This is a genomic window from Herbaspirillum sp. RV1423, from assembly GCF_000577615.1.
Lineage (GTDB): Bacteria > Pseudomonadota > Gammaproteobacteria > Burkholderiales > Burkholderiaceae_D > Herbaspirillum.
Window position 1 is genome coordinate 113,865 of the sequence record NZ_CBXX010000004.1, and the last position, 25,594, is coordinate 139,458.

23 protein-coding genes and 1 tRNA gene are annotated in these 25,594 nt (G+C 61.0%); 16 read left to right on the plus strand and 8 right to left on the minus strand.

From position 1 onward, the window contains the following. Positions 1-75: 75 nt before the first annotated feature. The 3 genes from RV1423_RS05310 to RV1423_RS05320 all read right to left on the minus strand — a co-directional run bounded on the left by RV1423_RS05310 (position 76) and on the right by RV1423_RS05320 (position 3,107). A complete protein-coding gene (locus RV1423_RS05310; RefSeq protein ID WP_034294009.1) occupies positions 76-897 on the minus strand; it encodes an ABC transporter ATP-binding protein in 822 nt (273 codons plus the stop codon). Between the two features lie 126 nt (positions 898-1,023). Then, positions 1,024-2,037, minus strand: coding sequence for an ABC transporter substrate-binding protein (locus RV1423_RS05315; protein WP_034294011.1), 1,014 nt, complete (start codon positions 2,035-2,037; stop codon positions 1,024-1,026). Positions 2,038-2,084: 47 nt separating this feature from the next. Next, complete coding sequence (locus RV1423_RS05320) at positions 2,085-3,107, minus strand: ABC transporter substrate-binding protein (protein ID WP_034294013.1); 1,023 nt, start codon at positions 3,105-3,107, stop codon at positions 2,085-2,087. Positions 3,108-3,272: 165 nt separating this feature from the next. Between RV1423_RS05320 and RV1423_RS05325 the strand changes: the two genes are divergently transcribed. The 8 genes from RV1423_RS05325 to RV1423_RS05360 all read left to right on the plus strand — a co-directional run bounded on the left by RV1423_RS05325 (position 3,273) and on the right by RV1423_RS05360 (position 12,417). After that, positions 3,273-3,950, plus strand: a complete 678-nt coding sequence (locus tag RV1423_RS05325) for a response regulator (RefSeq protein WP_034294025.1) — start codon at positions 3,273-3,275, stop codon at positions 3,948-3,950. Continuing rightward, complete coding sequence (locus RV1423_RS05330) at positions 3,937-5,331, plus strand: sensor histidine kinase (protein ID WP_034294027.1); 1,395 nt, start codon at positions 3,937-3,939, stop codon at positions 5,329-5,331. Before RV1423_RS05325 ends, RV1423_RS05330 begins: the two co-directional genes overlap by 14 nt. A gap of 468 nt (positions 5,332-5,799) precedes the next feature. Continuing rightward, positions 5,800-7,926, plus strand: coding sequence for an NEL-type E3 ubiquitin ligase domain-containing protein (locus RV1423_RS05335; protein WP_197034880.1), 2,127 nt, complete (start codon positions 5,800-5,802; stop codon positions 7,924-7,926). Positions 7,927-8,055: 129 nt separating this feature from the next. Then, positions 8,056-8,736, plus strand: a complete 681-nt coding sequence (locus RV1423_RS05340; protein ID WP_034294030.1) for a response regulator transcription factor — start codon at positions 8,056-8,058, stop codon at positions 8,734-8,736. A gap of 258 nt (positions 8,737-8,994) precedes the next feature. Continuing rightward, on the plus strand, positions 8,995-10,356 hold the full coding sequence (locus tag RV1423_RS05345; protein WP_034294033.1) for a HAMP domain-containing sensor histidine kinase: 1,362 nt from the start codon (positions 8,995-8,997) through the stop codon (positions 10,354-10,356). Between the two features lie 251 nt (positions 10,357-10,607). Next, positions 10,608-10,937: a DUF4148 domain-containing protein gene (locus RV1423_RS28455; RefSeq protein WP_051516496.1), complete on the plus strand. Its 330-nt coding sequence runs from the start codon at positions 10,608-10,610 to the stop codon at positions 10,935-10,937. Between the two features lie 58 nt (positions 10,938-10,995). Continuing rightward, on the plus strand, positions 10,996-11,811 hold the full coding sequence (locus RV1423_RS05355) for a transporter (RefSeq protein WP_306409260.1): 816 nt from the start codon (positions 10,996-10,998) through the stop codon (positions 11,809-11,811). 51 nt (positions 11,812-11,862) lie between these two features. After that, positions 11,863-12,417, plus strand: a complete 555-nt coding sequence (locus RV1423_RS05360) for a cytochrome b (protein ID WP_034294039.1) — start codon at positions 11,863-11,865, stop codon at positions 12,415-12,417. A 168-nt stretch (positions 12,418-12,585) separates the two neighbouring features. On the opposite strand, the gene RV1423_RS05365 is transcribed toward RV1423_RS05360, so the two are convergent. From RV1423_RS05365 to RV1423_RS05380, 4 genes are all read right to left on the minus strand, one after another. Beyond that, a tRNA-Val gene (locus RV1423_RS05365) sits at positions 12,586-12,660 on the minus strand. A 112-nt stretch (positions 12,661-12,772) separates the two neighbouring features. Beyond that, a complete protein-coding gene (gene dnaQ / locus RV1423_RS05370) occupies positions 12,773-13,489 on the minus strand; it encodes a DNA polymerase III subunit epsilon (protein WP_034294042.1) in 717 nt (238 codons plus the stop codon). Positions 13,490-13,506: 17 nt separating this feature from the next. Continuing rightward, complete coding sequence (gene rnhA, locus RV1423_RS05375) at positions 13,507-13,941, minus strand: ribonuclease HI (protein WP_034294045.1); 435 nt, start codon at positions 13,939-13,941, stop codon at positions 13,507-13,509. Positions 13,942-14,029: 88 nt separating this feature from the next. Then, positions 14,030-14,809 carry a class I SAM-dependent methyltransferase gene (locus tag RV1423_RS05380; protein ID WP_034294048.1) on the minus strand — a complete coding sequence of 260 codons (780 nt, stop codon included), beginning with the start codon at positions 14,807-14,809 and terminating at the stop codon, positions 14,030-14,032. A gap of 64 nt (positions 14,810-14,873) precedes the next feature. On the opposite strand from RV1423_RS05380, the gene gloB reads away from it, so the two are divergent. The 8 genes from gloB to rbsD all read left to right on the plus strand — a co-directional run bounded on the left by gloB (position 14,874) and on the right by rbsD (position 23,805). After that, on the plus strand, positions 14,874-15,656 hold the full coding sequence (gene gloB, locus RV1423_RS05385; protein WP_034294051.1) for a hydroxyacylglutathione hydrolase: 783 nt from the start codon (positions 14,874-14,876) through the stop codon (positions 15,654-15,656). A gap of 304 nt (positions 15,657-15,960) precedes the next feature. Continuing rightward, on the plus strand, positions 15,961-17,493 hold the full coding sequence (locus tag RV1423_RS05390; RefSeq protein ID WP_034294054.1) for a transglycosylase SLT domain-containing protein: 1,533 nt from the start codon (positions 15,961-15,963) through the stop codon (positions 17,491-17,493). Between the two features lie 350 nt (positions 17,494-17,843). Then, complete coding sequence (locus tag RV1423_RS05395; RefSeq protein ID WP_034294057.1) at positions 17,844-18,800, plus strand: sugar ABC transporter substrate-binding protein; 957 nt, start codon at positions 17,844-17,846, stop codon at positions 18,798-18,800. 81 nt (positions 18,801-18,881) lie between these two features. Further along, positions 18,882-20,426 carry a sugar ABC transporter ATP-binding protein gene (locus tag RV1423_RS05400; RefSeq protein ID WP_034294059.1) on the plus strand — a complete coding sequence of 515 codons (1,545 nt, stop codon included), beginning with the start codon at positions 18,882-18,884 and terminating at the stop codon, positions 20,424-20,426. A 29-nt stretch (positions 20,427-20,455) separates the two neighbouring features. After that, complete coding sequence (locus tag RV1423_RS05405; RefSeq protein WP_034294507.1) at positions 20,456-21,430, plus strand: ABC transporter permease; 975 nt, start codon at positions 20,456-20,458, stop codon at positions 21,428-21,430. A 27-nt stretch (positions 21,431-21,457) separates the two neighbouring features. Then, positions 21,458-22,456 (plus strand): LacI family DNA-binding transcriptional regulator, encoded by a 999-nt coding sequence (locus tag RV1423_RS05410; RefSeq protein ID WP_034294060.1) that lies wholly within the window; start codon positions 21,458-21,460, stop codon positions 22,454-22,456. 40 nt (positions 22,457-22,496) lie between these two features. Beyond that, positions 22,497-23,411 (plus strand): ribokinase, encoded by a 915-nt coding sequence (gene rbsK / locus RV1423_RS05415; protein WP_034294062.1) that lies wholly within the window; start codon positions 22,497-22,499, stop codon positions 23,409-23,411. Between the two features lies 1 nt (position 23,412). Next, the gene (gene rbsD, locus RV1423_RS05420; RefSeq protein ID WP_034294063.1) at positions 23,413-23,805 is read left to right on the plus strand and encodes a D-ribose pyranase; all 393 of its coding nucleotides are present in this window, start codon (positions 23,413-23,415) and stop codon (positions 23,803-23,805) included. Between the two features lies 1 nt (position 23,806). On the opposite strand, the gene RV1423_RS30815 is transcribed toward rbsD, so the two are convergent. Continuing rightward, positions 23,807-25,462 carry a methyl-accepting chemotaxis protein gene (locus RV1423_RS30815; RefSeq protein ID WP_081768705.1) on the minus strand — a complete coding sequence of 552 codons (1,656 nt, stop codon included), beginning with the start codon at positions 25,460-25,462 and terminating at the stop codon, positions 23,807-23,809. Positions 25,463-25,594: the final 132 nt, after the last annotated feature.

A 25,594-nucleotide genomic window follows, 5' to 3' on the forward strand; every position in this document is an offset into this window, starting at 1 on the left:
ATTGCTCACCTGTTTTGTCGTTGGTGTGGTGTAAAGAGCAGAAAAAATTCCTATCCGGGATGTCGATCCTTGCGCTTACCTGATCTGCACTTCTTCGCGCAGGTCAGCCCATATCTTGCGCGAGATGTCGATGAAGCGCTGCTCGTAGCGCACTTCTTCCATCACGCGCGGGCGCGGCAGGTCGATCTGGTAGGTGCTCTTCAAGGTGGCAGGACGCGCGGTCAGCACATAGACCTTGTCGGCCAGCGCAATCGCTTCTTCCAGGTCATGGGTCACGAACACCACCGAGCCGGAATGCGCCGACCACAGTTGCAGCAACTCATCTTGCATCAGCGTGCGAGTCTGCATGTCGAGCGCACTGAAAGGCTCGTCCATGAGCAGGATTTCGGGGCTATTGATGAAAGTCTGCGCCAGCGCCACGCGCTTGCGCATGCCGCCCGACAGTTGATGTGGATAATGATCGCCGAACTTGTCGAGGCCGACGCGGCGGATCCATTCGTTGGCTAGTTCGTAGGCGGCTTCCTTCGGCTTGCCGCGGAACAAAGGACCGGCGGCGACGTTGTCGCGCACGCTGCGCCACGGGAACACGGCATCGTTCTGGAACACGAAACCGATACGCGGATCGATGCCGTTGACCGGCTCGCCCATCACGCGCACTTCGCCGATGGTCGGTTTCAGCAGGCCGGTGATCAGGCTCAGCGTGGTCGACTTGCCGCAGCCGGTCGGACCGACCACAGCGACGAATTCGCCGCGCGCCACGCTCATGGAAAAGTCGCGCAAGGCGACGGTGACGTTGCCGTCGGCGGTGATGAAGCGGCACGACACATTGTCCAGCTCGATGGCCGGCGTGTCGAGTCTGGTTGCTGCAACTGGCTTGGCGGTGGCAGTTTGGTTCATGGAAGAGTCTTTCCTCGTCATAAGGTCAATTGCTGCATGCGTACGAATCCGGCGTATTCGTCCTGCCGGACGGATACGTGCGATTCGCGTCATTGTTGAAACCGGCCGAAACCGGCTTCCCGGGCCTTACTTGACCTGGTTCACAAACTCATTGGTATACGTCTTGGACAGGTCGATGTGCTTGCCCTTGACATTAGGATTGAAACCGGACAGCACGGACAGCACGGTTTCCGGTCCACCCACAGGCATCTTGCCGTCGGCCGAGTACATCGGCAGCGAGTTTTCCAGGGCCTGTACATACAGCGCCTTGTTGTTGCCGTAGTAGTCCTTCGGCATCTTGTCGGCGATCTCGGCGGCGCTGTGGGTCTTGATGAACTTCAGCGTCTTGACGAAAGCGCGCGCCAGCTTGGCGGCGTCATCCTTGTGGCCGTTGAGCCAGTTACGCTGCACGTACAGGCTGGAAGCCGGATACAGGCCGCCCAGCGCCTTGACGGTGCCTTCCACCGACCGCATGTCCACCAGCACCGATGCTTCGCCGGTCTTCAACATCTGCGACACGGTCGGCTCGGTGGTCATGCCGGCGTCGATGCGGCCCTGCTTCATCGCGGCGATGAAGGTGTTGTCGGCGCCGACCGGCAGCACCGAATACTGGTTGGAGGTGATGCCGTGGCGCGACGCCAGGTATTGCGTCAGGAAGTTGGTCGACGAACCCAGGCCGGTCACGCCCAGCGTCTTGCCCTTGACGTCGGCCATGCTCTTGATGGAGGCAGCGGCCTTGGTCGAGACCAGTTCGACTTCGCCCGGCACCTGGCCGAAGATCACGATGGCGCTGATTTCCTTGCCCTTGCTTTGCAGGTCAATGGAGTGGTCGTAGAAGCCGACCACGGCCTGCACCGCGCCGGCCAGCAGTTCATTCTCGGCATCGACGCCGGCTGGCTGCGATTGCAGCTCGACGTCCAGGCCCTCTTCCTTGAAATAGCCAAGCTGCTCGGCCAGCTTGGCCGGCAGGTAGACCATCTTGGTGATGCCGCCGACCATGATGGTGATCTTGCCCGCGGCGGCGGCCTGGCCTGGCAGCGCCATCAGGGTGGCGCCGGCGACGGCCAGCGAAATCAGTGTGCGGCGAATGTTCTTGTTCATGAGGTCTCCTTGTTGGATTGTGCGACGAAAAGTGCGCGATAAAAAACTTATTTCACTTGATCGACGAATTCATTGGTATAGGTTTTCGACAGATCGATCTTCTTGCCCTTGATGTTGGGATTGAAAGCCGCCATCACTTTCAACACCACTTCCGCGCCGTCGGCAGGCATCTTGCCGTCGGGCGAATACATCGGCAGCGAAGCCTTCAGCGCCTGCACGTACAACGCCTTGTTGCCGCCGTAATAGTCGGCCGGCATTTTCGCGGCAATCTCTTCGGCGCCATGGGTCTGGATAAACTTCAGTGTACGCACAAACGCGCGCGCCAGCTTGGCGGCTTCGGCCTTGTGCGTCTGCAGCCAGGAGCGCTGCACATACACGGCCGAGGCAGGATACAGGCCGCCCAGCGCGGCGCGCGTACCCTCGGCGCTGTTCATGTCGACCAGCACCTTGGCTTCGCCGCTGGCCAGCAGCATCGAGGTGGTCGGCTCGGTGGTCCACACTACGTCGACGCGCTTTTGCTTGAGCGCGGCAATCAGCGTATTGCCGGCCCCGACCGGCAGGATGGAATAGTCGCTGGTCTTGAGGCCGCTGCGGCTGGCCAGGTACTGAGCGATGAAACTCGACGACGAACCGAGGCCGGTCACACCGACGGTGCGGCCCTTGAGATCGGCCATGCTGCGCACTTGCGTGGCAAGATCGCTGCGCACCATTTCCATGCCGCCCGGCACCACCAGCAACTGGGTGATGGACTGGACTTCCTTGCCTTTGCTTTGCAGGTCGATGGAATGGTCGTAATAGCCGACCACCGCCTGCACCGCGCCGGCCAGCAGTTCATTCTCGGCGTCGACGCCGGCTTGCTGCGACTGCAGCTCGACGTCCAGGCCTTCATCCTTGAAATAGCCGAGGTTCTCGGCGAGTTTGGGGGGCAGGTAGATCAGCTTGTTGATGCCGCCGACCATGATGGTGATCTTGCTGTCGGCAGCCTGGGCCGAAGGTGCGGCGGCGCCGATCAGCGCGGTGGAAAACAGTACTCCGAATACATAAGCACACACATTGAAGCGTTGACGCATTATGATGCCTCCTGGATGAGTTGGCGGCCGCCGATGTCGCGCAAGCGGCCTGCTCAACTTATTATTAATATAGTGGTCGCCATTCTAAGAACCGCAAACCTTCATCCAGCTTTCCAAATCTGGTGTTTTTTCTGTGCAGTGCAACAAAAAATATAGGCTTTTTGCATGAAATTGCTGCTGATCGAAGACAACCCGCCGCTGGCGCATTGGCTCACGCAGATCCTGAGGGAAAACAAATTCAGCGTCGATGTCGCCAGCGACGGCGAGGTCGCCGACCATGTCCTGCTGACCGAAAACTACGATGTCGTGCTGCTCGACCTGATGCTGCCGAAGATGAGCGGAAAGAACGTCCTGCGCCGCCTGCGCGAGCGGCACAATGGCGTGCCGGTGATGATCCTGACCGCCAGCGGCTCCATCGACGAAAAGGTCGAATGTCTCGGCGCCGGCGCCGACGACTACCTCGTCAAGCCTTTTGAAGTGCGCGAGCTGGTGGCGCGCATCAAAGTGCTGATCCGCCGCCAGACGCCCGACAAGGCCGCCGAAATCCATTGCGGCGACCTCAGCTACGACAGCAACACGCGTCAGTTTGCAATTGCCGGCAAGACGCTGGCGCTGCCCGCGCGCGAACATGATGTGCTGGAAATCCTCATGCTCAAGCAAGGCAAGACGGTATCCAAGACGGCGCTGGTGAACGGGATATTCAATTTATCCGAAGAACCCAGCGCCGACGCCATCGAAATCTACATCTCGCGCCTGCGCAAGAAACTGGAACCATCGCAGGCCGCGATCATGACGTTGCGCGGCCTCGGCTACCTGCTCAAGCAAAAAGATGACAAGCCCTAGCCTGCGCCTGCGGCTGTTGTTGTGGCTGCTGATTCCCCTCACCGTCTACGTCGGCATCAGCACCAGCTACACGCACGACAGCGCGGTCGCGAGCGCCGACCTGATCCAGGATCGCGCGCTGGTGGCTTCGGCCCGCATGATCGCCGGCCAGGTCACCTGGGAAGACGGCGCGCCCGTCGTCAACATCCCGCCGGCGGCGCTGGAGATGTTCGCCTCGCCCAGCCGCGACGAGGTGTATTACCAGGTGCTGATGGACGACAATACCCTGCTGGCCGGGCGCCCCGACTTCCCGGTCGACGTCGATTTCTCGCTGATCGCGCCGGCCTACGCCACCACCAGTTTCAACAACCAGCCCCTGCGCGTGGTCAGCTACGTGCGTGCGCTCTACGACAACGGCACGCTGCGCATGGTCGCGGTCTCGGTCGGCCAGACCATGCGCGGACATGAGCAACTGCTCGATGAGTTGTGGCGACCGGCGTTGCATCGCCAGATCATCATGCTGCTGCTGGCGATCGCGCTGGTGGTGGTCGGCCTGACGATGGAGCTGCGCCCCCTCCTGCGCGTCAAGGACGAGCTGGCCACGCGCGAACCGACTTCGCTCACGCCTTTGCGCGCCGGTGAATTGCAACGCGAATTGCGGCCCATCGTGGAAGCCATCAACCAATACATTCAACGCCTAAATACCCAGGTCGCGGTGCAAAAGCGCTTCGTCGCCGATGCCGCGCATCAGTTGCGCACGCCGCTCACGCTGATCGATTCGCAGATTCAGTTTGCGCGTCAGCTCAACGATCCCGAGCGCCTGCCGCAAGTCTTGCAAGCCTTGCAGGACAGCAGCCGCAGCATGACCGACCTGACCAACAAGCTGCTGCAACTATCGCAGGCCGAAGCGTCCAACAGTACAGCCTTCCCGCGCCATCCGGTGGAACTGGTGGCGCTGGCCGCGACGGTGCTGGAAGAACTGGTCAGCCTGGCGCAACGCAAGCAGATTGACCTCGGCATGGAAGCCGCCGCCGACGAGGCCTGGGCCATGGGCAGCCAGTCGCTGTACTCCGGCATGCTGATGAACCTGATCGACAACGCCCTGCGCTACACGCCGGAACACGGCAAGGTCACCGCTACCGTCGCGGCGGAGCAGGATAGGGTCATCATCGCCGTGGCCGACAACGGCCCCGGCATCCCCGCCGAAGTGCGCGAACGGGTCTTCGAGCGCTTTTATCGCAACGCTGCCCCGCATCAGCACGGCGCCGGGCTGGGCCTGGCGATTGTCAAGGAGATCGTGCAAGCGGCACACGGCAGCATCAGCCTGGGTACCGACGCGCAGGGCAAGGGCCTGACGGTGACGGTGGTGTTGCCTGCCTGCACCGCACCCAGCGCCAACTGAAGCACTGGCCGCACCGCATCGCTGACGCCTGCCGCCTCTCCCGGCGGCGCACCGGGTGGAAAATCCTCGAACCAGTGCAAAGAAAATCGTCGAGCTGACCATCCGCGCTGCGTTTCTGAGACATTGCCCGGGACCAAACGGAGATGTCCGGTACGGCATTGCTTCCCAATCCATTGAATCGCAGGGAACCGGCAGGAACCATTCGCCCCCGTATGCCACCCATCGGCATCTTTCTGAAGTCGCATCGTCGATGATTGGCTGTCACTTGCGTTAACTGCCTGTCGTTCATGATAGCGACCGGGCTCCTCCGAGATCACTCCCATGTACAACGTCAGCAATCATAGTGGATATTATTCTCTCCCCTTAGAAGAGCAGCCCGCCTACCGGCGCCCGGGTCGTCCACTACCGCCTGCCGCGCCAGCTCCCCGGCCGAGCACGATTGACAGCTATCCGTCTGCCCGAGGAGTCATGCACGAACGCGAACGGGCAGCGCTTCTGTCCCGCTTCGAACGAGGCGCCCCTTCGCAGTCCACAGGTTTCGTACAAGGTTCTTTCGCACCATTCAATACCCATCAGTCGCCACCTGCCCCGCTGCCGACATTCACCGGGCACTACCGCCCGCCTGCCAGCTATTTCACGCGTCCGCCTCAGCGTATCCCCGGCATCTTTGAGTTCACCCCGCAGGAAATGGATACGATGCGGCCGGCAGGTATACGCACGCCGCAACGTACCGTATTGTCCAGATACCCTCCCGAGCAATGTCAATTTGTGATCCGGAACGCCTGTTGGCTGGCGCAGCACGGCTTCCAATTTGACGATATGCTGGCAGCGGCAATGTTGTCGCAATGGAACCGCTCCTTCCTGATGTATTCGTCGCCTATTCTCCGGTCGCAACACTTCTCCCCTGCCGACGTGCTCAGCCTCGCGCGTATGCAGGGCAATCTCCGACAGTTCGTGCTGACGCATAGTCCGCTGCTCGGCCGGATCGGTTTTACCCCCACCGACATGATGATGCTGGCGTTGCGTCCGGTTGGCGAGCAAACTTACGTGTTGCAGCATGGCCAATTTCTGCACTCCCGCGGCAACAACAGCATGGCCATCAGGAGGCTGGCACGCGACGCAAACCGCCCCCCGGTACCGGTGCCACGCACGCCAAGGCGATCAACCACCACGGACATTCCGCGCCGGCGCGCTGATCATACCGGCAGCCGCCGAACAGCGACCACACACGCACCACTATCGGCGGTGGAAACAGCCGGATTCCGGGCAATGGGCCTGAGTGCCGAGATCCAGCGCGAACTGGAGAACTGCTCCGAAATCGTACGCACCTTCGTGCTCACGCACGGCCTGGCCTTGCTTGAGGGTACAATCGACATCGAAACAATCCTGCAACTGGTACGCGAGAGCGATCAGCCCGGCGCAACGCCAACTCGCCGCGACACCCAGCCCGGCATCCGTCCCGACAATGACAGCCTGCGACCTGCGCAAGACAACAGCCTCGAAGGAATGTTTTCCTATCTCACCACGGACGATATCGCCGCCGACAGTCTGGCGCGCGAGATACATAGCATCGAGCGCAGAAGGCAGTCACCCGCACCAGTTGGCCATCCTCGCAACAACGGGAATTTGAGTCTGGCGGAGAGAATATCCTTGCGCGAAGCATATGACCGATGGGGCGCTTCTGCCGTCGGAATATCGCGCGACGATGGCGAAACGTTTTATCGCGAGATCGTTCCTGCGAGCTTGTCCGAAAAGCTGGGGCACGCCGATCAATACTCCGATCTTCGCCTGCTACTGGCGGGAACGGCCTACGTCAAAGACAACAGATCGATTTCCGGCCAAGGCCGGCACCAGAGCAGGGTCAAGGCCGCCACCGACTACCTCGTCAACGCGGACGATCCCCTGCTGTTCAACTCCTGCGATAACGCCGCCAAGGAAGCCGTCGGAGCATGCGGCGACCGCGTCAGTTATGGCCTGACGCGCGTCAAACAGGCAATCGAACTGCGCAAGATCGACCACAACGAAATACCGCCACGCGAGCTGTTCAGAACGATAGAACGTTTATTCCTGCAAGTGCGCGTGGAAGGCCTGGCCGCACAGTTTGCCAACGAGCGCATCAGCCGCGGCGATACCGCCGCGGCCAATCGCAATCCGGCCAGCGAGAGCGTCGAACTGTATCTGAGCCTGTCGCAGCGGCTGGCAAGCGAGCATGGAATGAATCTGACCGAAACGTCCGAGGACAGTCTGTACGGCGGGCTCTCGGTTTTCCGCGCGACCGACGATGAGGTCGATCGCGCCGTCGCCCATTTGAATAAGCACGTGCGGGACTTGAGCGACGACTTTCTGCGAGATTTCGAAGGCAATAATGCCGTCGAGCAGGTGTTGCAGCGGATCTTTCCCGAAGACTACGCAGCCATGCTTGCCGCACGGGACGATTTCACGGACCAGGCAAACGATGTGTTTTTCGACACGGAAGCAGTCGAAGGTTCACGCACCACGGCCATGGACGTTTTAACGGCACTATCCACCGAGGATAAGGAATGGTATCGCAGCAAAGTGAAACTGGTGCTGCGCGATCCAAGTCTGCTGGACTGACCGCCTGCGCCAGCGAACTGCTGCCAGATCAAGGTGCATCCGGTGCATGCAAATGACCTTCATGACTCGTGGCAGATTTGTGGGTTATCCTTCCATTTATCATCCAAAGACACTCACATGTAACCAGCCATGAAACTTCTTATCGTCGAAGACAATGAGCGCGTCGCGCAATTCCTGAAGAAAGGATTGCGCGAATCAGGGCACACCGCCGACCATGCCGCCAATGGCAGGGACGGCATGTTCTTCGGCGCAAGCGAGCCGTATGACGCGATCATCATGGATCGCATGCTCCCCGGCGGAATCGACGGCCTGAGCATCATTGAGGCATTGCGCAAGACGGGCAACAAGGTGCCGATCTTGATTCTCAGCGCGCTGTCGGGGGTGGATGATCGTATTCGAGGATTGAAAAGCGGCGGCGACGACTATCTTGTCAAACCGTTCGCGTTCGGCGAATTGCTGGCTCGCCTGGATGCATTGGTGCGACGCTCGCAGGATACGCGTGCAGAGACGACTCTCGCGGTGGCCGACCTGAGCATGGATCTGCTGTCCCACAAAGTATCGCGCGGCGGCAAGGCCGTGACGTTGCAGCCGCGCGAATTCAAATTGCTCGAATACCTGATGAGGCATGCCGATCAGGTGGTCACCCGCACCATGTTGCTGGAGAACATCTGGGAGTACGACTTCGATCCTCAGACCAACGTTGTCGATGTTCATATCAGCAAGCTGCGCCAGAAGATCGATGCCAATGCCGATTGCCAATTGTTGCGCACTATCCGAAACTCTGGCTACATGTTGACCGCCCATGACTAGAACTCATTTCATACACAGGCGTGAGATGCGTTCTTCCCGGAAAGGGTACTGGCAAGGCGTGCGACGCGTCGCGTGCCGAGGCACGCGCAAGGAGCGCGACGCGGCCAGCGTCCTTTCCGGGAAAAATCCGGAGGGAGCGGCCTGTTTGGGCGAATTGCCGCGTTACGAATCGGGGTCAAGACGTGCAGTCTTGACTCCGATTCGCGCCTTGCTCTTCATCCCAAACAGGACAAGCTCGCACTCACACCTGTTTATGAAATGAGTTCTAAGTTCCTGCGGTTCTCTGCAATGACGGTGGCGCTCAGTTACGTCGCCGTGAGCCTGGTTGTGCTGGCGGCTTTTGCGACGCCGCTCTGGTATGCCTGGCGCGAAACAATAGAAGAGGAACGTGCTCACATCCTGGACGCCAATACACGTCGCCTGGCTGAAATCTTCAACGAACAGGGGGCCGCTGCGCTGAAGTCCGCCATCGATGTTCAAGTCGGCGCCAAGGCAGCCGGAGACGAGGATCTGATCCTCCTGATCGATGGGCAGCGAAACAGGATCGCCGGTAATTTCTCCACATGGCCTGCGTCGCTTGCCGAAGCTCAAGGCATGCGCACGTTTTCGATCGACATCAACGGCAGGGAGACGCGGGTCGCCGCCATGCACGTTGCCTTGCCCGGCGGTTATCGGTTATTGGTCGCCAACAACATCGACAAATACCAGCAACTGGAACATCTCTTCCTGTTCAGCCTGGGTGTCGCGACCGGCATCGTCGTTCTGCTCGGGATCGCCAGCGGAGTGGTCGTGCGCCGCACTTTACTCGGCAAGGTGAAGGATATCAACCGGGCGGCATCGGCAATCATGGCGGGAGATTTTTCGCACAGGTTGCCGCATGACAGCGGCGAAAGCGAGCTCAATACCTTGGTGGCCACTGAAAACCGTATGCTGGACCAGATCGAGCAGCTCATCGGCAGCGTGCGCAACGTCTCAAATGCGATCGCGCACGATCTGCGCACACCTTTGGCGGAGCTGCGTTCACGTCTGGAAGAATTGTCTCTGACGCAGCCGGGGCCGACAGAGATGCTGGATGAAATCCACGGCGCCATTGCCGACGTCGATCGCGTCATCAGTATATTCAACGCCTTGCTGCGTCTGGCCGAGATCGACACCGGCGCTCGCCGCTCGGGATTTGTCGAGCTTGATGCAGCCGGCGTCGCTTGCGACGTTGTCGACTTCTATCTCCCGCTGGCGGAGTCGCGGGAATGTAACTTAAGGTTCACGTCGTCGGGGCCGTTGCCGATGTCCGGCGATCCATTGCTCCTGGCGCAGGCAATCGGCAACCTGATCGACAATGCGCTCAAGTTCGTCGGCGAAAATGGCACGGTTACCGTCGACACCTCGCTCGCTGATGACGGCACGAAGCTGATCGCAGTGACAGACAACGGCCCTGGCATCCCTGACGTGGAAAAGGAAAAGGTATTCGATCGCTTTTATCGCGGCGATGCCAGCCGCGGCACTCCAGGCGTCGGCCTGGGCTTGAGCCTGGTGGCGGCCGTCGCCAGGCTGCATTGCGGTACGCTGACGCTGAGCGATGCTCATCCGGGACTGAAAGTGACGTTGCGCATCAGCGGCTGACCTCCCCTTTCTTTCGTACGCGACGCCGAGCACGGCTGTTTGCGCATGCAGCCGCTCATTCAGCGGCATCGGCTATCCCCGGACTTCCCCACTTATCCTGCCATCCCGAAGATTAACAATTGTTAATCAAGCTGTCATCGAGGGTTAATCACCCAGGGAGCATAGTGCATCCATCGCCTGAGAAACGGCGATAACCGGAAGGAACGCATCGGCAGCGTTCCCTGCATTCTGAACCTTAGTGGAGAAATATCATGAACAACATCACCCGTATCACCGCCGCAGCATTATTGACCATGGCTTCCGTGGCTGCATTTGCCCAATCCGCCAGCGAGACGGCGGCAAGAGACAACGCCAACATGAGCGCCGGCGACAACTATCCTGTGGTCGCTTATCACAACACCCAAAGTCGTGCGGATGTTCAGGCCGATCTGGTCAAGGCGCAGCGTGAAGGCTTGATCGCCAATGGCGATGACTATCCCGTCACGCCTCGCCAGGCAACCACGCAACCGCATGGTGCCGGCAAGGTGGATATCGCGGCATCTGGCCAAGGTCTTGACTCCTCGCTGTACTCGGGGGCCTGAAGAAATTGCGAATCTCGTTGTGTGATTGTCCCAGGCATTGGGTACATCGGCCGGCGCCATGCCGGTCGAGGCCCGCGCCGAAGCCTGTTGCCGGTTGAAGAGCAGTGCTCCAGACGTGTATCGATCTCTCGAAATCAGTCCTATGAAAAAATATCTCGGCTCCCTGCTTGTTCTTTGCAGTGCCAGCTACAGCGCCTTTGCGGCGCACCCTTTGGTTACCGATGACACGGGAACGCAAGGAAAAGGAAACAATCAGGTTGAGGTCAATACAGACTGGCTGCGCCAGTCGGGCGTCGGCTCGCATGTCGGTGCATTTACCTATACCTACGGCGCCACCGACAACCTGGATGTGTTTACAAATGCCCCTGCAAGCTTCTATCCGTCCGCCGGGGTGGGCGATGTATCGGTCGGCGCCAAATGGCGATTTGCCGATCGCAACGGTGGAAGCCTCGCGATCAAGCCGGAATTTTTTCTTCCGAGCGGCAATGAAAGCAAGGGACTGGGCAACGGACGCAGCAGCCTGGCGCTAACGCAAATAGCATCCTATGCAGACGGACCCTGGACGTTTCACGCCAATATCGGCGTAACCATCAATCGCTACGGCACCGCCGACGACGAAGCGGCCAATCGCCCTGTCGTCTGGCGCGCGTCCACCGCGGTCTGGTATGCGATCAACGCGCAATGGAAAATCGTTGCCGATACCGGCGTCGCGCAAAATATCGCCCGCTCGAGCGACGTCAATCCTTCGTTTGTCCTGCTCGGCGCCATCTATTCGCCAAATGAATCCGTAGATCTGGACGTCGGCGCGAAGGTCGGATTGAACAAAGCGGAAGTCGGCCAGCAGTTCGGAGTGGGCGCGACGTTCCACTTCTGATCTAGCGCCAAGGAGGAGATTGGCGAGAACACAACCTGTACTTGAGATTCTATGCACAAGAAAACCTATCACCCGTTGTCGATTGCTTTGCACTGGCTGATCTTCTTCCTTTTTGCGATTGCCCTTGCAGTCATCGAATATCGGGATGGCATTCCCAAAGGCGCGGCCCTGCGCGATATTCTGAGGACGCTCCATATGCATGCGGGCCAACTGGTCTTCCTGTTTGCACTGCTGCGTTTGCTGGCCCGCCTGCGCTATGGCGCTCCCGCTGAATTGAGCGCCTCCGACGCGCAACGCCTGGCGGCGCACACTGTGCATGTCTTGCTCTATGCGTTGATGTTCGCTCTGCCGATAACAGGCATCTTGTTCACTCAGGCAGGAGGGCGGGAAGTGGTCTTCTTCGGCCTTCATCTTCCGACATTGATCGACACGAACCCTGGACTGCGCAGCACCATCAAGAACTTCCATGAACTGATGGGGAATGGGATCTATTTTCTGGTCGCACTCCACATTGCCGGCGCGTTATGGCACCAGTTCGTGGACAAAGCGCCGGTCTTGCGCCGGATGAGCTTCAAACGTGCCGACAATGAAAAAGATGATGAATGAAACCTCCTGAGGCTTCGGCAGAAATGTTGTCGCGTAAATGCTTTGCTGCCGTTGAGTGCGCCAATGTGCGGCAACGCTCTTTTCGACAACAGGACACAAAATTCACTTTCAGGAATTCTGTAGGCCAGAAATGACGAAAGCCAGCGCGAAGGCTGGCTTTTCTGATTCTGGTGGAAAGTGCAAGTTTCGAACTTGCGACCCCTGCAGTGTGAATGCAGTGCTCTACCCCTGAGCTAACCTTCCATTTTGCCGTCACCGCCTGCAAAAAACGGCGTTGTGTGAAGCGGCCCATATTATGGCACGAAATAGATCGCCGGGGCAAGCCGCTTCTTTCCCGGATCGATCGGCAAATGATTTACGCAGGTTCCGCAGGGACGGCGCGCCACACGCAAGTGCCTTTGACTTCCTTGTCGAGCGCATTCAACACGGTTTCGTGCAGGCCCTGTTCCTCTTCGTCGGCAGCAACCACGATGATGTCGGCCAGCGGCGTCAGTTCGAGTTCGGCCTCCCCCTCTTCGCCGCCGTCGCTATCCGACAGATCCATGGTCAGGCTGTTCTGCCCGCGCGTCATCGCCAGGTAGACTTCGGCCAGCAGGGCCGCATCGAGCAAGCCGCCGTGCAATGTGCGGTGGGCGTTGGAAATGCCGTAGCGGTCGCACAGCGCATCGAGCGAGTTGCGGCGGCCGGGGTGCTGCTCCTTGGCCATCTGCAGCGAGTCGACGATGTTGTCAACGTGCTCCTTGAAGGAGGCAAGACCGAGCAGCCTGAATTCGGCGTCGAGGAAGCCGACGTCGAAGGGTGCGTTGTGGATGATGATTTCGGCGCCGCGCACATAGTCGCGGAATTCGTCGGCGATTTCGGCGAACTTGGGCTTGTCGCTGAGGAATTCGGTGGTCAGTCCGTGCACCGCCAGCGCGCCTTCTTCGGAATCGCGCTCGGGGTTGATGTAAAAGTGCAGGTTGTTGCCGGTGAGCTGGCGATTGAGCAGTTCGACGCAGCCGATTTCAATGACGCGGTCGCCGGTGCGGGCGTTCAGGCCGGTGGTTTCGGTATCAAGGACGATTTGTCGCATGTGGATTCCCGTTTGCTTCAGATGACGGTTTCAACGCCGCGGTTGGCGAGCTGGTCGGCGCGCTCGTTGCCGGGATGGCCGGCATGGCCCTTGACCCAGCGCCATTCTATTTTGTGCTGCGCCTGGGCGGCGTCGAGCGCCTGCCACAGGTCGACGTTCTTGACCGGTTCGCGCGCGGCGGTTTTCCAGCCGCGCGCTTTCCAGCCGTGAATCCATTCGCTGATGCCCTTTTGGACGTATTGGCTGTCGGTGAAGACGACCACTTCGCAGGGCCTGTTCAGGGCGCCCAGCGCTTCGATCACGGCTTTCAGTTCCATGCGGTTGTTGGTCGTGTTGCGCTCGCCGCCGCACAATTCCCTTTCGCGTCCGCCTGCAATCAACAACGCGCCCCAGCCGCCGGTGCCCGGATTGCCCTTGCATGCGCCGTCGGCGTAAATCTCTACTTTGTCCATATTCGTTTCTAAGGTTGATTCTCTGATTGATCTCTGTCTGCGCCGGTCGTGGATCGTGGATGGTCAGTCGGCCGACGCAGGCAGCATTCTATTCTTTATGGATGCGATTGGTCGCGGGCAGGCCCTTGGGCACCTTGACCCGTTGCTTGCTCCAGGCCGGGCCGATCAGCCGCATACCCTTGACGCGCTTGATCGCCTGCACGATATAGACGGCGCCGAAATACGGCCACCAGCGGTCGCCGGCCTTTTCCATGAAGGCGAAACGCTGCAGCCATTTATCGGTGGCGCAGGGCGGCGCATAGCAGCCGAAGCGGCCGCGATTGACTTCCATGTTGAGCAGCTTGAGCCAGTCCTTGAGACGCGGCAGGCGGATGAACTCGCCGTCCTGCGGCAGGAAGTGCGCGCCGCTCAGGCGCCCGGCCGCCTGCCGCATGCCCCACAGGCTGGTGGGATTGAAACCGCAGATGATGACCTGGCCTTCCGGGATCAGCACGCGCTCAACTTCGCGCAGCACCTGGTGCGGCTCGGCGCTGAATTCCAGCACATGCGGCAAGACCACCAGGTCGAGGCTTTGCGTGGCGAACGGCAGTTCGGAAAAATCGTGCGCGACCACCATGGGAATCTCGCGTCCCTCCTGCGACTCGGTCGGTAGGCAATTGTCGGTCAGCCAGCGATAAGGCATGCGGTTGGCCTGCAGTGCGCTGATCTGCGGCATGCCGATCTGCACCGCGTTGAAGCCGAAAATATCCGCCGTCAGCGCATCCAGGTGCTTTTGCTCCCAAGCGCGGACGTAATTGCCCATCGGCGTATGCAGCCAGGCGTCGAGGGCTATAATGGCACTTTCCGCATCGGTATCGATTTCTGCCATCACGCGTGCCTATCCAACCATGTCAGCCATTCCGCCAGCCGCATTGTCCACGTTGAGCACCTCATTGAGTGTATTGACTGTTCCTGCATTCGACGATAATTACCTTTGGTTGATTCATGACGGGATCAATGCGGCGGTGGTCGATCCCGGCGATGCGGCGCCGGTCATCGCGGCGCTCCGGACGCACGGCCTGACGCTGGCCGCTATTCTACTGACTCATCATCATGCTGACCATGTCGGCGGTGTGCCGACGCTGTTGCAACATGCGCAAGTTCCGGTCTACGGCCCCGCCGGCGAGGCGATTCCGACGATTACCGAGCCTTTGTGGGGAGACGACCTGCTGCACGTCGCAGCCTTGTCGCTGGACCTCAAGGTGATCGACGTGCCCGGACACACCAAGGGACACATCGCTTATTACGCCGCACGACAAGGCTGGCTGTTCTGCGGCGATACCCTGTTCGCCGGCGGCTGCGGGCGCCTGTTCGAAGGCACGGCGCAGCAGATGGTGGCCTCGCTGGCCAAACTGACCGCGCTGCCCGGCGACACCAAAGTCTATTGCGCCCACGAATATACCTTGTCCAACCTGCGCTTCGCACATGAAATCGAACCGGGCAACACCGCGCTGACCTCGCGCATCGCCGCGGAACAGGCCAAGCGCAGCCACAACGAACCGACCGTGCCCTCTACCATCGCGCTCGAAATCGCAACCAATCCTTTCCTGCGCTACAAGGAAAAAGCCGTGGTCGCGCGCCTGCAGGAAGCGGGCCGGCTGCCTACCGCGCCGTCACAAATTGACCCGGTGGAAACATTCGCGGCACTGCGCGAATGGAAGAATAACTACAAATAACATCGAATTCCCGCTTTTTTCGGACAAATGCCAAGCGAATCAAGAGCTTAAGCTTTGTAACAATCGTGAATTTTTACTTGACGAGTGAAAAGGGGCTTACGTACACTCCGTCTATTCTCCAATTCCATCGGCTTGCAAGCCGTTTTTAGATAAAACAGACGATTTGTTGTTTTTTAATAACAAAATCGATGTACGCAAGATTGCTTCTGTTTCGACACATACTTCTTCGTAGCAGGAGGTGCGCGTGAATCTAAGACGACCGATGAATCTACAACGCTTTCTTCAAGCACAGGATCTCGTACCCATGCAGCGAACATTCAGGAAATTAGCGATAGTTGCACTTCTCTCGCTTTCCTCTTTAGGTACTCCCCTCCTCGTTCACGCCAACGACATCTCGATCTACCCCGCCCCCTTCAACGCCATCAATCCGAACGATCCCTCCTCCGCTTTGCCGGGCATGGAAGACATCGACATCTGGGCGCGCATCCGCAAGGGCTTCGGCATTCCGAATCTGGAAAACCCGCTGGTCGACAGCCAGACCCAGTGGTACAGCTCGCGTCCCGACTATATCCAGCGCACCACCGTGCGCGCCTCGCGCTATCTGTTCCACGTTGTGCAGGAACTGGAAAAACGCGGCATGCCGACCGAACTGGCCTTGTTGCCGTTCATCGAATCGGCCTTCAACCCGCAGGCGCTGTCGACCGCCAAGGCGGCCGGCATGTGGCAGTTCATCCCGTCCACCGGCCGCGACTACAACCTGAAGCAGAACATGTTCACCGACGAGCGCCGCGACGTGCTGGCCTCGACCGATGCGGCGCTGACCTACCTGCAAAAACTGTACGGCATGTTCGGCGACTGGCAACTGGCGCTGGCTGCCTATAACTGGGGCGAAGGCTCGGTGCAGCGCGCCATCAACCGTAACCTCGCGGCAGGCCTGCCGATCGATTTCAACACGCTGTCGGCGCAGATGCCCAATGAAACGCGCAACTATGTGCCCAAGCTGCAAGCCGTCAAGAACATCATCGCCATGCCGGGCGACTTCGGCATCGATCTGCCCAAGGTCGACAACCAGCCTTATTTCGTTACCATCGGCAAGACAAACAACATCGACGTGAAAGTCGCAGCGCAACTGGCTGAGCTGTCGCTCGACGAGTTCAAGGCCCTGAATCCGCAATTCAACCGGCCGGTCATCATCGGCGGCGATGACACCAAGATCCTGCTGCCGGAAAGTAATGCGGAGAAGTTCAAGGCCAATATCTCGAAGTTCACGCAAACCTTGTCGTCGTGGACCGCGCATACTGTCTCCAGCGCACGTGAACGCATCGAAACCATCGCCAGCAGGTTCGGCACCACGCCGGATGTCATCCGCAGCGTCAACCAGATCCCGCCAAGGATGCTCCTGAAGGCCGGCTCGACGATCCTGGTGCCGAAGACCGAGACTTCAATGGAGACAGAGATCACGCCGGAAATGGCCAACAGCGCCCGTCTGGCTGTGGCGCCTGACGTACCCGATTTCAAGCGCATCTACGTGAAGGCCGGCAAGCGCGACACGCTCAATTCGATCGCCAGCCGCTACCGCGTCAGCGTTGCCCAGATCAGGCAATGGAACGGCCTGCACCGCGATACGCTGGCCAATGGCCAAAGCCTGCAATTGCAGGTGCCTTACCAGGCGCCGACAGCCGGCCCTGTACGCGTGCATCAGGTGGTCCATGCGCCGGCGCGTCCGATGCGCAAGGCTCCTGTGGTCGCCAGGAACACCCGCGCAGCGCCGGTACGCAAGGCGTCTGCTTCCGCCCCGCTCACCCTGGCTGCGGAAAACGGCAACCGTCGCCGCTGAGGACGAGTCAGCGCAGGTTTTTGCAAAACAGGCCGGGAGCGTTTTCCCGGCCTGTTTTTTTGCCCCCTCCCGTTTGCTATTTCCAGTTTCCTTTGCCGCGTTGCAAAACGGCTGACTACACCCGGCGTCGTCCCGCCCGCTCGAATCGATCCGCGATTTTCCTTGCGCCCGCGCGGCAAGAATTCGTGAAAAGCTGCCGCATTGCCGCATAAGTCGTTACATCGGTGGACTTCATTTTGACCGGTTGCGGTGCTATTATTCAATCGCGCAAACGTTTGCGCACGCAAATAACGGCAGCCGATCCATACGGACTGCCGCTCACAACGACTATCTGGAATCTGGAGACTTCGATGAATACACGTATCCGCCTCAAGCTGATTGCCGCCGCCATTCTCGCCTGCGCGCTGCCGGCCTTGCCCGCCACGGCCCAGACTGCAGCAAAACCCAAGGTCGCGCTGGTGATGAAGTCGCTGGCCAACGAATTCTTCCTGACCATGGAAAACGGCGCCAAGGAACACCAGAAGGCGCACGCAGCGCAATATGACCTGATCGCCAACGGCATCAAGGATGAACAGGACACCGCCAACCAGATCAAGATCGTCGAACAGATGATCGTCTCCAAGGTCAATGGCCTGGTGATCGCACCGGCCGACTCCAAGGCGCTGGTCCCGGTCATCAAGAAAGCCATCGACGCCGGCATCATCGTGGTCAACATCGACAACAAGTTCGACGATGCGGCATTGAAGGAAAAAGGCATCACCGTCCCCTTCGTCGGCCCGGACAACCGCAAGGGCGCCAAGCTGGTCGGCGACTTCCTGGCCAGGCAGATCAAGAGCGGCGACAAGGTCGCCATCATTGAAGGCGTCTCCACCACCATCAACGCGCAGCAGCGCACGTTGGGCTTCCAGGATGCGATGAACGCCGCCGGCGCCAAGGTGGTGTCGGTGCAATCCGGCCAATGGGAAATCGATCCCGGCAACAAGGTCGCCGCCTCGATGCTGAACGCGCATCCCGACATCAAGGCGATCCTGGCCGGCAACGACAACATGGCGCTGGGCGCGGTTGCCGCCGTCAAGGCCGCAGGCAAGACCGGCAAGGTGCTGGTGGTCGGCTACGACAACATCAACGCCATCAAGCCGATGCTCAAGGACGGCCGCGTGCTGGCGACCGCCGACCAGTTCGCTTCGCAGCAAGCGGTGTTCGGCATCGAAACGGTGCTCAAGGCGCTGACCGACAAGAAGCCGCAAAGCAGCCTGGGCGGCGCGGTCGAAACCAAGGTCGCGCTGGTGACCAAGGACAGCAAGTAATTCCAGAAGCAAAGGGGCGGAATGTTCAGGCATGCCGCCCCCTCTCGTTATACTGAACCGCACCTTCACGGTGGAGACCGAATGCCCAACCCATCTCCGGCCCTGCTGACGCTCAGCGGCATCGGCAAGACCTATGTCGAACCCGTGCTCAGCGACGTTTCCCTGGAAATACATCCGGGCCAGATCCTGGCGCTGACTGGTGAGAACGGCGCCGGCAAGAGTACGCTGTCGAAGATCGTCTGCGGCCTGGTGCAACCCACCACCGGCGCCATGCTGCTCGACGGCCAGCCCTACCAGCCGCGCTCGCGCAGCGAAGCCGAACAGCTCGGCATCCGCATGGTGATGCAGGAGCTGAACCTGATCCCGACGCTGAGCATCGCCGAAAATCTGTTCCTGAACCAGTTGCCGCAACGCTTCGGCTGGATCGACAAGCCCAGACTGGCGGCATTGGCGCAGACGCAAATGACGGCAGTCGGCCTGAGCGGCATCGATCCGTGGACGCCGGTCGGCGAACTTGGCGTCGGCCATCAGCAAATGGTGGAGATCGCGCGCAACCTGATCGGCAGTTGCCGCCTGCTGGTGCTGGACGAACCGACTGCGATGCTGACCAGCCGCGAAGTGGAATTGCTGTTCGCACAGATCGCGCGGCTGCAATCGGAAGGCGTGGCGATCGTCTACATCTCGCATCGCCTCGAAGAACTGAAACAGGTCGCTGACCGCATCGCCGTGCTGCGCGACGGCAAGCTGGTGTGCGACGACGCCATCGCCGGCTATAACAGCGAAGCGCTGGTGCAACTGATGGTCGGCCGCGCCGCCGAAGCCGAACTCGATCTCGGCCATCGCGAGATCGGCGCACCCCTGCTGCGCGTGCGCAAGCTGGGACGCGGCGACGTGGTCGCACCCGCCTCGTTCGACTTGCACACCGGAGAAATCCTCGGCGTTGCAGGATTGATCGGCTCCGGTCGCACCGAACTGCTGCGCCTGATCTTCGGCGCCGACCGCGCCGACCAGGGTGAAGTATTCATCGGCGACCAGACGCAGGCCGCCGACATCAGATCGCCGAAACACGCCGTTGCCGCCGGCATCGCCATGATCACCGAAGACCGCAAAAGCCAGGGCCTGCTGCTGCCGCAGTCGATTGCCGTCAACGCCACACTGGCCAGGCTCGGCGATGTCAGCAGGATGGGTGTGCTCGACAGCGACGCCGAAACGGATGTCGCGCAGGACTACATCAGGCGCCTGCGCATCCGCTCGCGCGACGGTGCGCAGGCAGCCGGCGAACTGTCCGGCGGCAACCAGCAAAAGGTCGTGATCGCGCGCTGGCTCTACCGCGATTGCCCGATCATGCTGTTCGACGAACCGACGCGCGGCATCGACATCGGCGCCAAGTTCGACATCTACAAACTGCTGGCCGACCTGTCGCGCCAGGGCAAGGGCTTGCTGATCGTGTCCAGCGACCTGCGTGAGCTGATGCTGATCTGCGACCGCATCGCGGTGATGAGCGCAGGCAAGCTGGTCGACACCTTCACGCGCGGCCAGTGGAGCCAGGAAACCATCCTCGCGGCGGCTTTCCGCGGCTACCTGAATGCGCCCTCCTCTGCGCCGGTCGCGCAACAGGCAGCCTGACCATGACGACACCACACACCACCAAGATCATGACCACACCCAACCGCGCTGTTTCCCTTTACAGTATGTCCGGCCTGAAAAACTACCTCGGCCTGATCGCCGCCCTGCTCGCGATGTGCGTGCTGTTCGCATTCCTGAGCGAGAATTTCCTCACGCTGGCGACCTTCAGCACCTTGTCCAACGACATCCCGACGTTGGTCGTGATGGCGGTCGGCATGACCTTCGTACTGATCGTCGGCGGCATCGACCTGTCGGTCGGCTCGGTGATGGCGCTGGCGGCGTCGGTCCTGTCGATGGCGATGGTGCGCTGGGGCTGGCCGCTGTTCGCCGCCGCCATGCTCGGCATCCTGGTGGCTGGCCTGTGCGGCACCTTGACCGGCCTGATCTCGGTAGGCTGGCGCATCCCGTCGTTCATCGTCTCGCTGGGGGTGCTGGAAATGGCGCGCGGCATGGCCTATCAGGTCACCAACTCGCGCACCGAATACATCGGCAGCGCGGTCGACGGCATCAGCTCGCCGATTCTCCTCGGCATGTCGCCGGCTTTCCTGGCGGCGATCGCCGTCGTCATCGTCGGCCATCTGGTGCTCACGCGCACGGTGCTCGGACGCCACTGGATCGGCATCGGCACCAACGAAGAAGCGGTGCGGCTGGCCGGCATCAATCCGCGTCCGAGCAAGATCCTGGTGTTCGCGCTGATGGGCTTGCTGGCAGGCGTCGGCGCACTGTTCCAGGTGTCGCGCCTGGAGGCGGCCGATCCCAACGGTGGCGTCGGCATGGAGCTGCAAGTGATCGCTGCGGTGGTCATCGGCGGCACCAGCCTGATGGGCGGACGCGGCTCGGTCATCAGCACCTTCATCGGCGTGCTGATCATCTCGGTGCTGGAAGCCGGGCTGGCGCAGATCGGCGTCTCCGAACCGATGAAACGCATCATCACCGGACTGGTGATCGTCGCCGCCGTCGTGCTCGACACCTACCGCCGCCGCGGCGAACGCGACAGTCACTGACAAGAACCTATCGAGCGATAACAGAACATGGCAACCATCAAGGACGTAGCGCGGCAGGCCGGGGTTTCCTACACCACCGTGTCGCATGTATTGAACAAGACCCGCCCGGTCAGCGTCGATGCGCGCGACCGCGTACTGGCTGCGGTCGAGGCGCTGGCCTATGTGCCCAGCGCGCTGGCGCGTTCGCTGCGCAGCAACGCCACCGGCAGTATCGGCCTGATCATCCCCAACAACACCAACCCGTACTTTTCTGAAGTGGCACGCGGTATCGAGGACAGTTGCTATGCAGCCGGCTACAGCGTGATCCTGTGCAACTCCGACGACGATCCGGCCAAGCAGCGCGATTATCTCAACGTGCTGCTGACCAAGCGCTGCGATGGCCTGATCGTCGCCACGCTGGCGCAAACCGACGGCGAACTGCTGCGCAAGATGAAAGTGCCGACCGTGCTGCTGGACCGCGCGCCAAAAGATATGGCGATCGATCTGGTGGCGGTCGACAATGCCGCCGGCGGCGCGCTGGCGGCGCAGCACCTGCTGTCGCTGGGCCGGCGCCGCATCGCCTGCATCGCCGGGCCGCAGAGCCTGGACATTTCCGCCGAACGCATCGCCGGCCTGCGCAAGAGCCTGTCGGAGGCCGGCGTGCTGTTGCAAGACGACATGCTGGCCTACGCCGATTTCACCAGCGCGGGCGGCTATGCGGCGGCGCGCGCGCTGCTGACGGCGCCGATGAGGCCGGACGCGATTTTCTGCTGCAACGATCTGATGGCCATCGGCGCGTTGCGCGCCGCGGCCGAACGCGGCATCGAGGTGCCGGAGGCCTTGTCGGTAGTCGGGTTCGACGATATCGACCTGGCCCGGTTCGTCCATCCGCCGCTGACCAGCGTGGCGCAGAACACGCGCAGGCTGGGCCAGTTGACCGCGCAATGCCTGCTTGACCGCATCGCCGATCCGGGCCGTCCGGTACAGCGGCAAACCATCATGCCGGAGTTGCACGTGCGCGGCTCAACGGTGCGCGCGCCGGCATGACCGGCTTCAACTCCTCTTACTTCTTTCTTTCAAGACGCACATGATAGTCATCATCGGCAGCATCAACATGGACCTGGTCTTGCGCGTACCGCGCATGCCGCTCCCGGGCGAAACCATTACCGGCGACCAGTTCCGCACCATTCCCGGCGGCAAGGGCGCCAACCAGGCCGTGGCCTGCGCGCGCCTGAGCGCGGACGCCATCAAGGTCGCGATGATCGCCTGTCTCGGCGACGATGCCTTTGGCGAACAACTGCGCGCCGCCCTGCGCCAGGACGGCGTCGACGACAGCCGCATCGCCACTATCGCCGGCACAGCGTCGGGCATCGCGTCCATCCTGGTCGACGACAACGGCCAGAACAGCATCGTACTGGCGTCGGGCGCCAACGCCGAGCTGAGTCCCGCACACATCGACGCCGCACGCGAACTGATCGAGCAAGCCCGCATCGTGGTGCTGCAACTGGAGTCGCCGCTGGCGACCGTGATCCACGCCATCAGGCTGGCGCACGCGCTGGGCAAGACGGTGGTGTTGAATCCCGCGCCGGCGCAAGCTCTGCCGATGGAATTGCTGGCGCAGATCGATTATCTGGTGCCGAACGAAATCGAAGCCGCCATGCTGGCCGGCATGCCCGCCGTCGGCACCGACAGCGACGAGCGCATTGAAGCCGTCGTCGCCACGCTCCGTGCCAGGGGTTCCGGCAATGTGCTGGTGACGCTCGGCGAGAAAGGCGTCTATGCCGCTCTGGCCGGCGGCGCAATGCATTTCGACGCGCAACCGGTCAAGGCGGTCGACACCACCGCCGCCGGCGACACCTTCATCGGCGGCTTCGTCGCCGCGCTGGCCGAAGGCCGCAGCGAAGCGGAAGCCATCGCCTTCGGCCAGCGCGCGGCGGCATTGAGCGTGACGCGCGTGGGCGCGCAGACCTCCATCCCCTATCGCAAGGAACTGGACAACTGAGATGAAGAAAACACCGCTGCTCAACATCGCGCTGTCGCAACTGATCGCCTCGCTCGGCCACGGCGACAGCATCGTCATCGGCGACGCCGGCCTGCCGGTGCCTCCCGGCGTGCCGCTGATCGACCTCGCGCTGACGCGCGGCGTGCCCGGCCTGATGGATACCTTGCAAACCATCCTTGCGGAAATGCACGTCGAGCATCACGTACTGGCCGAGGAACTGGCCGAACACAGCACCCACCTCGCCCTGCAAATCGGCCAGCTCGGCCTGGCCGGCAAGCAGACTCTGCCGCATGAGGAATTCAAGCTTCGCACGCGGCAGGCACGGGCTGTCATCCGCACCGGCGAATTCACACCTTACGCCAACATCATCCTGATCTCGGGCGTGACATTCTGAGCTAGGCCCTGCCTCCGCCTCCAATTGCCAGCACCGTCGGCAAGCGTGCCGGTATCCGGTTGTTGTTGCCGTCGCCGCCTGCCGCCATCGGCGCGGCGACAATTTCATGACGGTCGCCCAGACGGAACACGCCAACCACCTGCGCCAGCAAGGCCGTCTGCTGTTGCATCGACAAGGCGGCGCCGGCCGCTTCTTCCACCAGCGCGGCGTTTTGCTGCGTGGCCTTGTCCATCTGGCCGATGGCCTGGTTGACTTCTTCCAGACCGTTGCTCTGCTCGCGGCTGGCGGCCGAAATTTCGCCGACGATATCGGTCACGCGCCTGACGCTGGCGACCATGTCGGTCATGGTGGCGCCGGCCTGCTCGACCAGCAAGGTGCCCGAACCGACCTTATCCACGGAGTCGCCGATCAGCGTCTTGATTTCCTTGGCGGCCGACGCCGAGCGTTGCGCCAGCATGCGCACTTCCTGCGCCACCACCGCAAAACCGCGCCCCTGCTCGCCGGCGCGCGCGGCTTCCACCGCCGCGTTCAAGGCCAGGATATTGGTCTGGAAGGCGATGCCGTCGATCACGCTGATGATGTCGACGATCTTCTTCGACGAGTCGCTGATGGAGTTCATGGTCGCCACCACTTCGCGCACCACGTTGCCGCCGGCCACCGCAATGTCGGACGCCGACGTCGCCAGTTGATTGGCCTGCTTCGCGTTGTCGGCGTTTTGCCTGACGGTGGAAGTCAGCGCATCCATCGCCGACACCGTCTCTTCCAGCGAACCGGCCTGTTGCTCGGTGCGCGACGACAGGTCGGCATTGCCGGCCGCAATCTGCGACGATGCGCTGGCGATCGCCGCCGTTCCCGAACGCACTTGCGAGACGATTTTCAGCAAGCCTTCGTTCATGTCGCGCAGGGCCGCCAGCAACTGCCCGGTTTCGTTGCGCGCATCGGTTTCAATCCTGCTGCTCAGGTCGCCGTCGGCCACCGTGCGCGCAATGACGACCGCCTTGGCCAGCGGCGTGGTGATGGACAACGTGGTGTATCGGGCGATCAGCGCTCCCAGCAGCAAGGCCGTCAGGGAAATGCCGAGCAGCAGGTATTGCGTCTGCTGGGCGTCGGCGCCGGACAGCCTGACGTTGTCGGTCATGCGCTGTTCCTGGAAGGCGATCATGCCGTCCAGCGCATTGAAATAGCTCTGCTGCGCCGGCAGGACTTCGCTGAACAGCAAGGCCGACGCGTCGCTCTTCTTGTCCTGCAACAGCGTCTCGGCGAAATGCGTGCGCGCCGCGACAAATTGCTGGCGCGCCGCGATCAGGCCGGCGACATACTGCCGTCCTTGCTCCGCCTCGGTGTTCTTGTCGATCTCGTTGATGTCCGCGACGATCGCGCGCGCACCGGTCTCGATGCTGTCGAGCTCGGCCCTGGCCTTGTCGGCATCGCCGACCAGCAAGGCGTTGCGCATGCTGATGACCGCTTCGTTGACCTTGTCCTTGATGCGATGGGCCAGGATGGTCTGCGGATAAAGCTGGTTGTTGGTCAGGCCGATGTTCGCATTGAGCGACGCGATACGGCCGTAGGTAAGAAAAATCACTGCCAGCAGCAGCAAGGCGATGAAACCGAAACTGAATGCCAGTTGGTGCCCGATACGGAGTTTCCTGAATGTCATTTGATTTCCTCAATGGTGGCGCAGCGTTCCCGCCGGCTGACGGCAAAAAAACGCCGTTCCGGTTACAGGTAAACGAAAACCGCGACCGGTTTATTCCATCATTGCGAAAATAAAACCGAAGATACGTCGCCG